At 50.0% G+C, this 15,002-nt stretch carries 11 protein-coding genes and 1 pseudogene; 6 read left to right on the top strand and 6 right to left on the bottom strand.

What is annotated here, in order from left to right:
* Positions 1 to 230: 230 nt before the first annotated feature.
* A pseudogene (locus IPG31_02885) lies at positions 231 to 383 on the bottom strand (PIN domain nuclease).
* Positions 380 to 646: an AbrB/MazE/SpoVT family DNA-binding domain-containing protein gene (locus IPG31_02880; GenBank protein ID MBK6617336.1), complete on the bottom strand. Its 267-nt coding sequence runs from the start codon at positions 644 to 646 to the stop codon at positions 380 to 382. The pseudogene IPG31_02885 and the gene IPG31_02880 overlap by 4 nt, the downstream one beginning before the upstream one ends.
* Positions 647 to 807: 161 nt before the next feature.
* Here IPG31_02880 and IPG31_02875 point away from each other — a divergent pair, with 161 nt between their 5' ends.
* The 4 genes from IPG31_02875 (at position 808) to IPG31_02860 (ending at position 4,258) form a co-directional block, all read left to right on the top strand.
* Complete coding sequence (locus IPG31_02875; protein MBK6617335.1) at positions 808 to 1,110, top strand: type II toxin-antitoxin system HigB family toxin; 303 nt, start codon at positions 808 to 810, stop codon at positions 1,108 to 1,110.
* A 31-nt stretch (positions 1,111 to 1,141) separates the two neighbouring features.
* Positions 1,142 to 1,510: a transcriptional regulator gene (locus IPG31_02870; protein ID MBK6617334.1), complete on the top strand. Its 369-nt coding sequence runs from the start codon at positions 1,142 to 1,144 to the stop codon at positions 1,508 to 1,510.
* An 895-nt stretch (positions 1,511 to 2,405) separates the two neighbouring features.
* Positions 2,406 to 2,807: a response regulator gene (locus tag IPG31_02865; GenBank protein ID MBK6617333.1), complete on the top strand. Its 402-nt coding sequence runs from the start codon at positions 2,406 to 2,408 to the stop codon at positions 2,805 to 2,807.
* Between the two features lie 11 nt (positions 2,808 to 2,818).
* The gene (locus IPG31_02860; protein ID MBK6617332.1) at positions 2,819 to 4,258 is read left to right on the top strand and encodes a HAMP domain-containing histidine kinase; all 1,440 of its coding nucleotides are present in this window, start codon (positions 2,819 to 2,821) and stop codon (positions 4,256 to 4,258) included.
* A 25-nt stretch (positions 4,259 to 4,283) separates the two neighbouring features.
* Here the strand turns inward: IPG31_02860 and aroC are convergent, their stop codons facing one another.
* Positions 4,284 to 5,456: a chorismate synthase gene (gene aroC / locus IPG31_02855; GenBank protein MBK6617331.1), complete on the bottom strand. Its 1,173-nt coding sequence runs from the start codon at positions 5,454 to 5,456 to the stop codon at positions 4,284 to 4,286.
* Positions 5,457 to 5,601: 145 nt separating this feature from the next.
* Between aroC and hemF the strand changes: the two genes are divergently transcribed.
* Positions 5,602 to 6,507, top strand: coding sequence for an oxygen-dependent coproporphyrinogen oxidase (gene hemF, locus IPG31_02850; protein ID MBK6617330.1), 906 nt, complete (start codon positions 5,602 to 5,604; stop codon positions 6,505 to 6,507).
* A gap of 213 nt (positions 6,508 to 6,720) precedes the next feature.
* Complete coding sequence (locus IPG31_02845; protein MBK6617329.1) at positions 6,721 to 7,158, top strand: Hsp20/alpha crystallin family protein; 438 nt, start codon at positions 6,721 to 6,723, stop codon at positions 7,156 to 7,158.
* A gap of 370 nt (positions 7,159 to 7,528) precedes the next feature.
* On the opposite strand, the gene IPG31_02840 is transcribed toward IPG31_02845, so the two are convergent.
* The 3 genes from IPG31_02840 to IPG31_02830 are packed head-to-tail and all read right to left on the bottom strand — an operon-like array spanning position 7,529 to position 14,895.
* Positions 7,529 to 9,358, bottom strand: a complete 1,830-nt coding sequence (locus IPG31_02840) for a carboxypeptidase regulatory-like domain-containing protein (GenBank protein ID MBK6617328.1) — start codon at positions 9,356 to 9,358, stop codon at positions 7,529 to 7,531.
* Positions 9,359 to 9,415: 57 nt separating this feature from the next.
* Positions 9,416 to 13,315, bottom strand: a complete 3,900-nt coding sequence (locus tag IPG31_02835) for a hypothetical protein (GenBank protein ID MBK6617327.1) — start codon at positions 13,313 to 13,315, stop codon at positions 9,416 to 9,418.
* Positions 13,312 to 14,895: a carboxypeptidase regulatory-like domain-containing protein gene (locus tag IPG31_02830; GenBank protein ID MBK6617326.1), complete on the bottom strand. Its 1,584-nt coding sequence runs from the start codon at positions 14,893 to 14,895 to the stop codon at positions 13,312 to 13,314. The genes IPG31_02835 and IPG31_02830 overlap by 4 nt, the downstream gene beginning before the upstream one ends.
* Positions 14,896 to 15,002 lie beyond the last annotated feature (107 nt).

The raw sequence follows: 15,002 nt of genomic DNA, 5'->3' as shown, positions 1-15,002 counted from the left end.
ACCGATCACCGATATAATTCTGCATCAAATTGGCCCGGAGGATTAGGTCGAAAAATTAACGGCAATGACTGGTCGTGAACTTAAGACGAAGAAACGCGGCCCCCAAAAAAAGTAAAGGGTGGGAGTTAAGTATATTTAGTAAACTGTTACCGGAATCAAGGAATCCAAGAGAGTCAGTCGATGCGGTTTGGCTCAAGGCAAATAGTCTCCGGAAAAACCGGGGCGATTCAGATATCGACACCCGCCGCTATCGTTTTTTGTACCACCTCAGACCAATTAACACTGCAAATGACGGCTTCCGGCAAAACCGCTTCCACTTGATTATTTCCCGGTTCATTTTGCAAAAAACTCAGCAAAGCCGATGCATCAAGAATAACCGTCATTCCTTAATTTCCCGTTTTGCTTCCTCCCGCCGCTCTGCAATCAATTCTTCAGCCAGGCTGGCGCCTGGCGGCAACTGGGCGAAACGATTCTTGAGACGCCGCTTGATTGTCTCCGCTTTTTCCAAAATCAAGCGGCCATCTTCCATACGAGCAATCAGACTATCCCCGGATTCAAATCCGAGCGAATGCCTGAGCGGCGCAGGAATGACCAACCGGCCCTGAGGATCAAGTCGCACTTCGGTTTGTGTTATCAATTTTGGCATAATTGAAAACATTGTGGCACGATTCCAATTGACGTGCCAAGGAGAATCACCACACCTGCAAACCGGTGTCAGAATTGTACTCTGGCGGCGCTTCGTGCCCTGATCGACTTTTCGTACATAAGCGCTTGCACCAGTCCCAATACGGGACTATCATTGGCGCTATGAGAGTCATCGCGCTGTCCACGTTAAAGGCATTCTGGGAAAGCAATCCCGCTTATAGCGATGCCATGCAACCGGTTCTTGCCTGGTATCGGCATACGCTGAAGGCCGATTGGGCATCCCCGTCTGCGGTCAAACAGGATTTTAAGAACGCCAGCATTATCAAAGACGGTAGAGTCATATTCAACATCGCTGGCAATAAGTATCGGCTGGTAGTCTGGATTAACTATGCCTATCGCGTGGTGTACATTCGTTTTATTGGCACACACGCGCAATACGACCTGATTGATGCGCAGCTTGTCTAATAAGAGTTAGGAATTAAGGAAATCAAAGTCAATGGATATTAAACCTGTTAGAACCGATACCGATTACCGAGCGGCGCTGAAAGAGATTGAAGCGCTGATGAAAGCCGCTCCCGATACGCCGGAGGGTGAAAAGCTGGATGTGCTGGTCACTCTGGTGGAGGCCTATGAGGCCAGGCACTATCCGTTGGATTTACCCGATCCAGTCGAAGCGATCAAGTTTGAGATGGAGCAAAAAGGGCTTACCGTGAAGGATCTTGAACCCATGATCGGCAAAAGCAATCGGGTTTACGAAATACTGAACTACAAACGCGCGCTGACTTTGAAAATGATCTGGAAACTGAACCGGGAACTGGGTATCCCCGCCGAGTCGCTGATCAAGCCGTCACGGATTCATGCTTGAACCTAGAAACCTCAGTTGACCGTTATCCGCGATAACTAACGGCATGAATAAATGGAACAACCTGAACAATATCAGTTTACCCAAATGGTGAATTACACGATGGTATTTATAGCACGCTGCTTTTTAATTCCGAGTTACGGTGGTTACGGTGGTTACGGTGACAGTTTACTAAATACACTAACTATGCCATGCTAGCAATGTTGCATAATCGGTATATTTAGTAAACTGTCACCGTAACCCTTTAATTCCGGCCACGTTGCAATTCAATTACGGTGACAGTTTACCAAATATACTAATTATTCAATGCTGTCAGCATGGCTCGCTTACCTCGTATTGCAATACCCGACCATTTGGCCCGGAGGATTAGGTCGAAAAATTAACAGCAATGACTGGTCGTGAACTTAAGACGAAGAAACGCGGCCCTCCAAAAAAAGTAAAGGGTGAGAGTTAAATGTATTTAGCAAACTGTCACTGCAATTCAGCATGTTCAGCCTGTTGGTGCTCATACTCGTCCGTATCATAGGACTCATCTTTCTCTAAGAAGAAGCTCGAACCAGATTTTTAATCTCATATAACACCTTGAAAATTAGATTAAATTAGTTAATAATTAAAACATGGGTGAATCTAATTTCACAAAAGTTTATTTTAAATACAAATTATTCTGACAATTTATATGGTGTGATGATAGTTTAGTCGCATGACCAGCAGCCCAGATAAGCGAAACGCAACCCAGTATCAAGGCGGAATACAAAAGACTGATTAAGCGTGAAAATTCTTGCTAGACTGAACCGTTAGGTTTAGTATTTTCCCGGGTGCCATAGAGTAGTGGCCTCAAAAAAATGATCGCTGATCCGTAAGTCCGGGTTACGCGGGAACTGTTAATCAGAGGAATAACATGCCACAAAAAATAGCGCACATTGATGATGATCCTGATATTCGTGATACCGTCAGGCGGATTCTGACGATGAGTGGGTATGAAGTCGATAGTTATCACACATCAGCCAGTTTCATTGATGCATTGAATAATAAGGAGTCTGTTCCTGATTTGGCGATTCTGGATGTTATGGTCGAGTCTATGGATGCCGGTCTGAAAACCTACATGGAATTGCATGAACGGTTCCCCGGTATGCAGGCTATTTTCATGACTTCACTGGGCGATATGATCCTGCCCTACTTTGCAGATAAATCACAGGAATGGGTTTGTATCATCGAAAAACCGGTAGAACCTGCTGTATTGCTATCGATTATTCGTGACCGGCTCGATCGCGACCCCAGCAAACTGCCTGGCTCTGCCTAGCGTGACTGGCGATGGCTGAAATCAATTTTTCCTGGGGCGATCGTAATCATCAGTTCGATATTACTGCCGCCAGGGAAAAAGGTCACAAACTCAGTAATGAGATACTGGTCGAAAACATTCGGTGGTTTATCATTTTCAGGTGGGCGGTGGTTGCCGGGCTTATTCTGCTGCAGATATTCTTTCTGACCGCATCAGAAACGCTTGCCTGGCTGGGAGTAAAGGAAAATCAGACCTGGCCACTCGCTATCAGCATTATTTTGAGTGGTGCAAATTTTGTCTATATTTATGCACTTGACTTCGGCGAACCTTCCCGTTACAACTCTCCATCAGTCAATCTGTGGGCGCAGATTATTGTTGACCTGATTTGTCTGTCGATTGTCGTGCACTATGTTGGCAGTACGGCCACTCCAGCACCATTTTTCTATATCCTGCATATTGCACTGGCATGTATCTTTTTTTCCGCGATCGAGAGTCTGATTGTTCTGGTGATTGTCGTGATGATGTACACCACCCTGCTCATCTCGGAAAGCGGCATGTTTATTTATGTTTATCAGTCCATCATGGTCGGTGCACAGGCAGTTCCGGATGAAAGCCTGAATAAGGGAAGAGTTCTACTATGGATGGCATCGCTGAATTCACTGTTTCTGATTGTCTGGTATGTGGTGTCACGTTTGTCGATTGTGGTACGTGCGCATGAACAGCATCTCAAGGAAGCGATGGAACAGGTGAAACAAGCGCAATTTAACAAGGACCAGTACGGCATGCTGGTAACGCATCAGCTCAAGGCGCCATTGGATGCCATCCGCAGCAAGATTAATCTGATCAATGGCGGCTACTGCGGAGAGGTGTCTGCAGATATTAAGGAAGTGCTGGCAAGAATCGATAAACGTGGGGCCAGCATGTCAAGACTGATCCTGGATATGCTCCGGTTAGAGCGATTAAAAGCATCTGTGCATACTCAGGAAAGGATGGAACAGATCAGCATGGCAGCAGTAATCACAAAAGCTATCGACAAGCTAGAACCAGTTGCAAGTACCAGAAATATCAAACTTAATCACGTCACTCAGGATTTTCTGGTAGCCGGCATCCCGGATCAGATCGAAATTATTCTGGAAAATATTATTTCAAATGCGGTTACCTATTCTCTTGACCATTCTTCTGTGGAAGTCATTTCGACAGTCAATTTTGAGGATAACGAGGGGAGTATCGCCATCACAGATCATGGTATTGGTATTGAAGAGAAAGACCTTCCCAATATTTTTAATGAATATTTTTATTCATCCAGAGCAGTGGTGCATAACAGTTCATCCAGCGGTATCGGACTGTCTCTGGTCAAGATAGCCGCCAGAAACAACAATATCAAGATACGAGCACTCAGTGTGCCCAATACAGGCACGACTTTCACCATTGTATTCCACAACATACTGCCTTGCAGTGGGCAGGCAGATTAACAGTCAGGACAGATTTTGCAGAACGTCAGGATGCTTCATCCGGTTCCGGATCTTCGGTCAGGATGGGTTGCTGATGGTCTCTGGCGACTGGATGGTGGTCGGCGATACTCGCCGGCACACGCGGGGTTTGACAAACAACATCCCTATTCTGTGCGCGATGTCGTAATGCATGATCCATCAATACCAGCGCGAGCATGGCTTCCACGATTGGTGTAGCACGAATACCAACACAGGGATCGTGACGGCCATGGGTCTGCACAATGGCAGGATGTCCATTCTTGTCGATGGAGCGTCGTTCCAGGCGAATGCTGGAAGTAGGTTTAACGGCGACATTGACGATGATTGATTGCCCGGTAGAAATACCGCCTAAAATACCGCCTGCATGATTGCTCACAAATCCGTCCGGGGTGATTTCATCGGAATGCTCAGTACCTTTCTGCGTAACGCACTCAAATCCTGCCCCAATTTCAACACCCTTGACAGCATTGATGCTCATCATGGCATGAGCAATTTCGGCGTCAAGTCGGTCGTATACCGGCTCACCCCAACCAACGGGTACCCCTTCAGCTACAGCCGTAATTCTGGCGCCAATCGAATCTCCCGATTTGCGCAGATCATCCATGAATACTTCCAGCTCTGCTACGCGCGAATTATCTGCTGCAAAAAAAGGATTCTGACTCACATCTTCCCAATCTTTAAAAGGTAAGCAAATGGGACCAAGTTGTGCCATGTAACCACGAATATTTACGCCATGGTGCTGGTTCAGCCATTTTTTTGCTATGGCCCCGGCGGCGACACGTACGGCAGTTTCACGCGCTGAAGCGCGACCACCGCCACGGTAATCGCGAATACCATACTTTTGCCAGTAGGTGTAGTCCGCATGACCAGGGCGGAAAACATCCATGATTTTGCTGTAATCCTTGCTGCGTTGATCAATGTTGCGAATCAGCAGGGCGATAGGCGTGCCCGTGGTGTGTCCTTCAAATACTCCAGAGAGAATCTCCACCTGATCGGTTTCATGGCGCTGTGTCACATGACGCGATGTGCCGGGTTTGCGCCGATCAAGCTCCAGTTGTATATCTTGCTCTGACAAGGCAAGCCCTGGCGGACATCCATCGACGACACAGCCAATTGCCGGTCCGTGGGATTCACCAAAAGATGTGACGCTGAAAAGTTTTCCAATCGAATTGCCTGACATTGTTTTTTCCTCAAAAGGTAACTTCAGAGTTTATCATGGGTATGAAAATCGCAGGTTGCGCCAATCGTGCGTAGAGTAGGACAAGATCATTCAGAATAACAAGGCTCGCAGGTAAAATGGCGAAGAATTTCATCAAGGAGAGAATATGAACAGCGGGGAAGTAAAAGCATATTTACTGGATTTGCAAAACCGGATCGTATCCGGACTGGAGGAAATGGATGGCAAAAAATTCCGGCGCGATAGCTGGGAGCGACCACAGGGTGGCGGCGGTACCAGTTGCGTAATCGAAGAAGGCAACATACTGGAACGTGGCGGTGTAAATTTTTCGCATGTTTATGGAAGCGGTCTTCCCGCTTCTGCAACGGCTGCGCGTCCGGAGCTGGCTGGCAGGGCATTTGAGGCTACAGGTGTTTCGCTTGTACTGCATCCACGCAATCCTTATGCACCTACCGTGCACATGAATGTACGCTTTTTCGAAGCAATTAAGGAAGGTGCTGAGCCGGTGTGGTGGTTCGGTGGGGGCATGGATTTGACCCCTTATTATGGTTTTGAGGAAGATGCCATACATTTTCATCAGACCTGCCAGCGTGCGCTCGATCCTACGGGTAGCGATTATTACCCGCGCTTCAAAAAATGGTGCGATGACTATTTTTACTTAAAACATCGCCAGGAGCCGCGTGGGATCGGTGGAATCTTTTTTGATGATTTTAACCAGCCGGATTTTACAACTTGCTTTCATCTCACCCAGAACGTCGGTGATCATTTTTTGGCCGCTTATGTGCCCATTGTACAGAAGCGTTGTGATATTACTTATGGCGAGCGCGAACGGGATTTCCAGGCATATCGTCGTGGACGCTACGTTGAATTTAACCTGGTATGGGATCGTGGTACGTTGTTCGGATTGCAGACCGGAGGGCGCACTGAATCCATCCTGATGTCACTGCCACCAATTGTCAAATGGCGCTACAACTGGTCACCCGAAGCAGGTACTCCCGAAGCCAGATTGTACAGCGACTTTCTAATTGGCAAGGATTGGCTGCAGACAACCTGATACCCCTCTAAAGAAACGATTTTTTGCGCCTACTTGAAAATAGCCTGGCCAGCCTTATATTCTTACTGAAGTTGATAGAACATCCTGATTGAAATACTGACTGTCCTGTAGAGATCAAGGAATTCGTTCCGTCAATATTCAGGTTCAGGTTGGCTGGGTATGTGGTTTCGCGGCAACCTGTTAGTGGATATTTTTTTCGATATGGAGGCTAACATGGCAATGACAAAATACGAACCCTGGGGTTTGTTGACACAGTTACAACGTGAATTGGAGCGGGTGCGCGATGATGCTGGCGGAGATGGTTCCTCGGCAACCGCAGAATGGGCGCCAGCTGTAGATATCAAGGAAGAAGCAGGCAAATTTGTACTGCATGCTGATTTACCGGGCGTTAAACCGGAGGAAATAGATGTCAGCATGGAAAACGGCGTATTGACTATTAAAGGTGAAAAACAAACAGAAGCAAAAACAGAGAAGGAAGGTTATAAACGCGTAGAACGAACTTATGGCTCATTCTATCGCCGCTTCAGCCTACCGGATACCGCCAACCCTGACGCTATCTCGGCAGCATCCAAACACGGTGTGCTGGAGATTACTATCCCCAAACGGGAATCCGTGCAACCTAAAAAGATTAGCGTGACTGCTTCTGAATAAACCAACGAAATCGGCATAGGGAGCCTCCATTCTTAGGAGGCACCCCTGCCACACCACCCGGTATGCGGGTCCGCACCGGGCGATCTCTGACGCACCCAGCACTTTCAATTCCCGATACATCGTCGCCTTGATCACGAGAGCTTCGTGGTCTCTTACTCGGTCGCCCTCACGCAGTTGCGCTTCACTTCGTTCGTTGTGATCAACTTACGGCGGGACTTACACCCGCAGAAGCGCGCCCATGCTGGGCACACAATAAAAACAGCCTGTTACTTTATTCAAATAACAGGCTGTGTACAAATAACAGCGATCTGATCGATGACCCGGTCGCCAACAACGCCAGAGAATATATCAGCGACTGAGCATCATTAAATTACACCATCCAGAGATGCGTGTTAACTACTTCCGCCTGCACAGTATCACCCAAAAGATCAAGCATGCTTGATGTCTGAACACCGGCATCAGTCGCATCTTCCAGAGACACATTGAAGTAAACATCTGTCATATCTACTGACTGGCCGTTTTGCAAGATAGCCTCGCTTCTCTCCAGATGAAGATTACCTTGTGCATCGACAAACGGCAATTCACTGAAGCTGGTGCTGAGGCTGGCGATGCCAGCGTTATTTAAACTGATCAATTCACCTTGATCGGTTTGATGGTCGCCATTCTTATCTTGCCAGACAAGCAGCCTGGCAAAGTCGGCATCGTTTGTATCTACCCAGCCATCGCCATTGGTATCGAATTCAGCCAGCCTGGCAAAGCCTTCACCCTGAGTCGTGCCACCAAACAACTCGGAAATATCATCGATTACACCATTGCCATTTCTGTCGATCGCAAGCAAACCATCCTCACCGGACACCCAACCGGAGTGAACACTTTTACCGTTACCAAACAAATCGAATACACCCTGTGAATCCGCACGCGCAATAGTTTTGATGCCATCACCGTTCAAATCGATCACGATTGGTGTGATAGCGGCATCCCAACGCATGTCATTCTCGCCAGATTCCAGGAATGTTTTCGCGGTGTAGGCGTAACGTGTGTAACTACCTGAATTATTGACATCCGAGTCTTTATTGTCGTCACTGCCGACATCTTTGGCACCCCATTTCCAGTTGTTCATATTGGCCCAACTGTTCCAGTAGCTATAATGCTTCACATCCGCTTTATCAAATCTCAGACTATAGGTACCTGGATCCAGATTACTGAACAAATAATTACCGGATGAATTGGTGGTGGTATTCGCAATAATGTTGCCATTGGCATCGAGGAGCGAAACTCTTATCCCCTTGATGTTGAATTCACCTTTGTCCTGAATACCATTGTGGTTGGAATCTTCCCATACTCGATCACCAATACTGGCCTTGCGATAAAGCCCTGCATCGACCGTCAGATTTTCCTGTCCGGCGGCAAGTGTATAAACACCCGTCATTCCACCGCTATTGACGTCAGAATCAAGCGCATCATTGCCGCCCTTATCCTGCTTGGTATAGTAGTACCCGGAAGGCGCGACTACCTGAACCTTATAGTCTCCCGCATCCAGACCATCAAAACGATACTGACCATCGTTACCGGTAGTGGTGGTAGCAATGACATTTCCCGCAGTATTCAGCAACTTGACCGCAACATTCTTGATCCCGCTTTCACCGGCATCCTGAATACCATTGAAGTTTTTGTCTTCCCAGACTCGATCACCAATACTCGCTTTTTCTGCGGGCGGATGACCACCTTCCGTACATACCACGAGCTGTTGAATCTTGAAGTAATCTTCAGGAGATGTATCCGTGGTGTCAGCCGCGATCACCAACACATTACCGGATAAATTTCCGGCATTAATATCGGCCCAACGTGCCGATGAAGATGTCGTGGTATTAACCTCTGTAAATCCAAGATTACTCAATACGGCATTACTCATATTGGTAAGTGGTGTTGCAGAAGATCCAATCCAGACCTGGATGTCGCTATCCCCGCTAACATAGCCCAGAAAAGCTTTATCAACGACGACATTCTCTGAAAACTGGTACACAACGAAGTTGTCACGGCCACCGACATTATCAACCGTATGTTTATTGCCGGACCCATCTCCTTCACTATTATCGGTCACACCATGACCACCATTGTATGCACCCAGATAGGCTTTACTCCAGGCGTCATTAGCTTTATCACGACTCCATGCAGTCGCCGTCACAGTCACGCCTTCCACGGTATAACTGCGACTGTTACCGTCAGACCCATCTGTCGGTGAACTGCCATTGAAGTTTTAGGTAAGACAGACTGAATGAGGAACCGCCTTGAGTCCCGCGTCAACGGTGCGGTTGTCATCGCCGGATTGCAGGGTGTAGGTGCCCGTTTTACCCGTGGCCGGATCAGCATCGCTGTCGCTGGCGTCCGCGCCACTGTCCTTGACGGTGAATTCAAAGCCCGATGGCGCAACAAATTCTACCGAATAGGTGCCCGGTATCAGATCGGTAAACAGGTAGTTGCCGTTGCTGTCCGTCGTTTGGGTGGCAACAATTGCGCCCGCATTGTTCAGCAGGTTAACGGTGACGCCGGATTTACCCGCTTCGCCGCCATCCTGCTGACCATTGCCGTTTTCATCCAGCCAGACACGGTCGCCCAGTTGAGCCAGGCGATACAGTCCCGCATCCAGCGTGTTGTTGGTCTCGCCTGCCGCTACCGTGACATTCGCGCTCATGTTCGTCGCAGGATCAATGTCGCTGTCAGCCGCATCATTACTGCCCTGGTCAAGCGGGGAAACAACATAGCCTGCAGGTGGTGTGATACCAATCGAGTAGGTGCCCGCCGTCACTTCAAAACTGTAGTTGCCGCTGCTGTCCGTGGTGGTGGTGCCGATGACGTTGCCTCCTGCATCTTTCAGCTGGATTGTGACGCCACTTATGCCGTCTTCTCCACTGTCCTGAATGCCATTGGCGTTCTTGTCTTCCCATACCCGGTCACCAATAAAAGCAGGTTGCGGAATCAGTTTGAGTCCCGCGTCAACGGTGCGGTTGTCATCGCCGGATTGCAGGGTGTAGGTGCCCGTTTTACCCGTGGCCGGATCAGCATCGCTGTCGCTGGCGTCCGCGCCACTGTCCTTGACGGTGAATTCAAAGCCCGATGGCGCAACAAATTCTACCGAATAGGTGCCCGGCACCAGATCGGTAAACAGGTAGTTGCCGTTGCTGTCCGTCGTTTGGGTGGCAACAATTGCGCCCGCATTGTTCAGCAGGTTAACGGTGACGCCGGATTTACCCGCTTCGCCGCCATCCTGCTGACCATTGCCGTTTTCATCCAGCCAGACACGGTCGCCCAGTTGAGCCAGGCGATACAGTCCCGCATCCAGCGTGTTGTTGGTCTCGCCTGCCGCTACCGTGACATTCGCGCTCATGTTCGTCGCAGGATCAATGTCGCTGTCAGCCGCATCATTACTGCCCTGGTCAAGCGGGGAAACAACATAGCCTGCAGGTGGTGTGATACCAATCGAGTAGGTGCCCGCCGTCACTTCAAAACTGTAGTTGCCGCTGCTGTCCGTGGTGGTGGTGCCGATGACGTTGCCTCCTGCATCTTTCAGCTGGATTGTGACGCCACTTATGCCGTCTTCCCCACTGTCCTGAATACCATTGGCGTTCTTGTCTTCCCATACCCGGTCACCAATAAAAGCAGGTTGCGGAATCAGTTTGAGTCCCGCGTCAACGGTGCGGTTGTCATCGCCGGATTGCAGGGTGTAGGTGCCCGTTTTACCCGTGGCCGGATCAGCATCGCTGTCGCTGGCGTCCGCGCCACTGTCCTTGACGGTGAATTCAAAGCCCGATGGCGCAACAAATTCTACCGAATAGGTGCCCGGCACCAGATCGGTAAACAGGTAGTTGCCGTTGCTGTCCGTCGTTTGGGTGGCAACAATTGCGCCCGCATTGTTCAGCAGGTTAACGGTGACGCCGGATTTACCCGCTTCGCCGCCATCCTGCTGACCATTGCCGTTTTCATCCAGCCAGACACGGTCGCCCAGTTGAGCCAGGCGATACAGTCCCGCATCCAGCGTGTTGTTGGTCTCGCCTGCCGCTACCGTGACATTCGCGCTCATGTTCGTCGCAGGATCAATGTCGCTGTCAGCCGCATCATTACTGCCCTGGTCAAGCGGGGAAACAACATAGCCTGCAGGTGGTGTGATACCAATCGAGTAGGTGCCCGCCGTCACTTCAAAACTGTAGTTGCCGCTGCTGTCCGTGGTGGTGGTGCCGATGACGTTGCCTCCTGCATCTTTCAGCTGGATTGTGACGCCACTTATGCCGTCTTCCCCACTGTCCTGAATACCATTGGCGTTCTTGTCTTCCCATACCCGGTCACCAATAAAAGCAGGTTGCGGAATCAGTTTGAGTCCCGCGTCAACGGTGCGGTTGTCATCGCCGGATTGCAGGGTGTAGGTGCCCGTTTTACCCGTGGCCGGATCAGCATCGCTGTCGCTGGCGTCCGCGCCACTGTCCTTGACGGTGAATTCAAAGCCCGATGGCGCAACAAATTCTACCGAATAGGTGCCCGGTATCAGATCGGTAAACAGGTAGTTGCCGTTGCTGTCCGTCGTTTGGGTGGCAACAATTGCGCCCGCATTGTTCAGCAGGTTAACGGTGACGCCGGATTTACCCGCTTCGCCGCCATCCTGCTGACCATTGCCGTTTTCATCCAGCCAGACACGGTCGCCCAGTTGAGCCAGGCGATACAGTCCCGCATCCAGCGTGTTGTTGGTCTCGCCTGCCGCTACCGTGACATTCGCGCTCATGTTCGTCGCAGGATCAATGTCGCTGTCAGCCGCATCATTACTGCCCTGGTCAAGCGGGGAAACAACATAGCCTGCAGGTGGTGTGATACCAATCGAGTAGGTGCCCGCCGTCACTTCAAAACTGTAGTTGCCGCTGCTGTCCGTGGTGGTGGTGCCGATGACGTTGCCTCCTGCATCTTTCAGCTGGATTGTGACGCCACTTATGCCGTCTTCCCCACTGTCCTGAATACCATTGGCGTTCTTGTCTTCCCATACCCGGTCACCAATAAAAGCAGGTTGCGGAATCAGTTTGAGTCCCGCGTCAACGGTGCGGTTGTCATCGCCGGATTGCAGGGTGTAGGTGCCCGTTTTACCCGTGGCCGGATCAGCATCGCTGTCGCTGGCGTCCGCGCCACTGTCCTTGACGGTGAATTCAAAGCCCGATGGCGCAACAAATTCTACCGAATAGGTGCCCGGTATCAGATCGGTAAACAGGTAGTTGCCGTTGCTGTCCGTCGTTTGGGTGGCAACAATTGCGCCCGCATTGTTCAGCAGGTTAACGGTGACGCCGGATTTACCCGCTTCGCCGCCATCCTGCTGACCATTGCCGTTTTCATCCAGCCAGACACGGTCGCCCAGTTGAGCCAGGCGATACAGTCCCGCATCCAGCGTGTTGTTGGTCTCGCCTGCCGCTACCGTGACATTCGCGCTCATGTTCGTCGCAGGATCAATGTCGCTGTCAGCCGCATCATTACTGCCCTGGTCAAGCGGGGAAACAACATAGCCTGCAGGTGGTGTGATACCAATCGAGTAGGTGCCCGCCGTCACTTCAAAACTGTAGTTGCCGCTGCTGTCCGTGGTGGTGGTGCCGATGACGTTGCCTCCTGCATCTTTCAGCTGGATTGTGACGCCACTTATGCCGTCTTCCCCACTGTCCTGAATACCATTGGCGTTCTTGTCTTCCCATACCCGGTCACCAATAAAAGCAGGTTGCGGAATCAGTTTGAGTCCCGCGTCAACGGTGCGGTTGTCATCGCCGGATTGCAGGGTGTAGGTGCCCGTTTTACCCGTGGCCGGATCAGCATCGCTGTCGCTGGCGTCCGCGCCACTGTCCTTGACGGTGAATTCAAAGCCCGATGGCGCAACAAATTCTACCGAATAGGTGCCCGGCACCAGATTGGTAAACAGGTAGTTGCCGTTGCTGTCCGTCGTTTGGGTGGCAACAATTGCGCCCGCATTGTTCAGCAGGTTAACGGTGACGCCGGATTTACCCGCTTCGCCGCCATCCTGCTGACCATTGCCGTTTTCATCCAGCCAGACACGGTCGCCCAGTTGAGCCAGGCGATACAGTCCCGCATCCAGCGTGTTGTTGGTCTCGCCTGCCGCTACCGTGACATTCGCGCTCATGTTCGTCGCAGGATCAATGTCGCTGTCAGCCGCATCATTACTGCCCTGGTCAAGCGGGAAACAACATAGCCTGCAGGTGGTGTGATACCAATCGAGTAGGTGCCCGCCGTCACTTCAAAACTGTAGTTGCCACTGCTGTCCGTGGTGGTGGTGCCGATGACGTTGCCTCCTGCATCTTTCAGCTGGATTGTGACGCCACTTATGCCGTCTTCCCCACTGTCCTGAATGCCATTGGCGTTCTTGTCTTCCCATACCCGGTCACCAATAATCGCTTTGTCATTGGGTGGTACGGCAGGATCATAAAATCCATAGTCTACCGTCAGATTCGAGTCACCAGAATTTAAACTAATTGCCTGGGTTGGATCATTACTATCCAGCGTAATATCATTGCCCTGGTTTACTCCTGTTGCAACGAATCCTTCCAGCGCCCCATCTGCTGCAAAGTTGCTTGCATCCACGCTAACCTGGTAGGAACCAGGAGCTAATCCGGAAAACAGATAACTGCCATCTGAATTGGTTGTGGTTGTCAGCGTCACCGCCTGACCACCGTTAGTTGTCCCCGTCAATGTTAATTTAACGCCACCGATACCCACTTCATTATTATTCTGGATGCCATCCTGGTTACCGTCAAACCAGATGAAATTACCTAACGATGCCTGTTTATAAAATCCGGAGTCAATCGATTTATTCCACTCTCCAGCAGACAGAACGACGATATCAGACAAAGCACCATCACTATCCAGGCTGGTATCTGCACCCTGTTGACGAGGGCTTGCAGCGTCAAAACCGGCAGGCGTAAAAAACTGCACCTGATAGTTCAGGCCCGGAGTCAAGCCAGTGAATTTATATTGCCCATTCGAGTCTGTTGTCGTGGTTTGCAATACCTCATCATCCGTGATAGTGCCGTCATTATTATGATCACGCGCCAATCGAACGATCGCACCGGCTATACCCACTTCATTTGTATCCTGGATACCATCGCCATCCGTGTCGTGCCACACATAATCACCGAGTGCAGCAGATTTAACCTGAACAACAGTAGGCTGCTGCGGTGTCCCGTCGGCTTTAAATGGCGCAATCATTAACAACGTAAAATCGTTGGTATTGTCGTTATCGGTAATATCCGGTTTGAATCCGCTGCCATTGGTGTTAGCCAGATTGATCAGTTCCTGTATCTTGACAGGATCAACCGTTCCGATAGACGTACTGCCCACATAGGAATCGCCCACCAGCTCCCATATTGCCGCCTGAACTTCACCAAAGGTATAGCCTTGCGTGCTGAAATGCTGATTCAACAGCCAGTTGACCTTATCAAGGTTTTGTGGAATCTCAAGAGTAGGAAAAGCCGATATACCGGAACCAAGCTCGTAAATAGAATACACGCTGGCCTTAAGCGTAGCAGTGCCTCCCTGTGTATCCAGACTGATGTCACGATCAATACACCAGCCATCATATGAACTGGCGCCAAAAACATCTTGAAAAAAAGTATCCAGAAAATTGATATCGAAGTAACTCGGAATATTGGCAGGACCCGTGTATTGAAACTTGATGTCGGCTATCGGTGCGGGATTAGTAGTCATGATTGATCTCCAGAAAATGAAAGTTTTGTTTGACGTTACAGGCGGCTAAATTCTGTAATACGGGTGGCATACTAATTTTTCTCCCGCACTCATATTTTTTATTAGTT

Origin of the sequence: Nitrosomonas sp. (assembly GCA_016703745.1) — a bacterium.
Taxonomy (GTDB): domain Bacteria; phylum Pseudomonadota; class Gammaproteobacteria; order Burkholderiales; family Nitrosomonadaceae; genus Nitrosomonas.
This window is presented reverse-complemented; position numbering and strand designations above follow the sequence as displayed.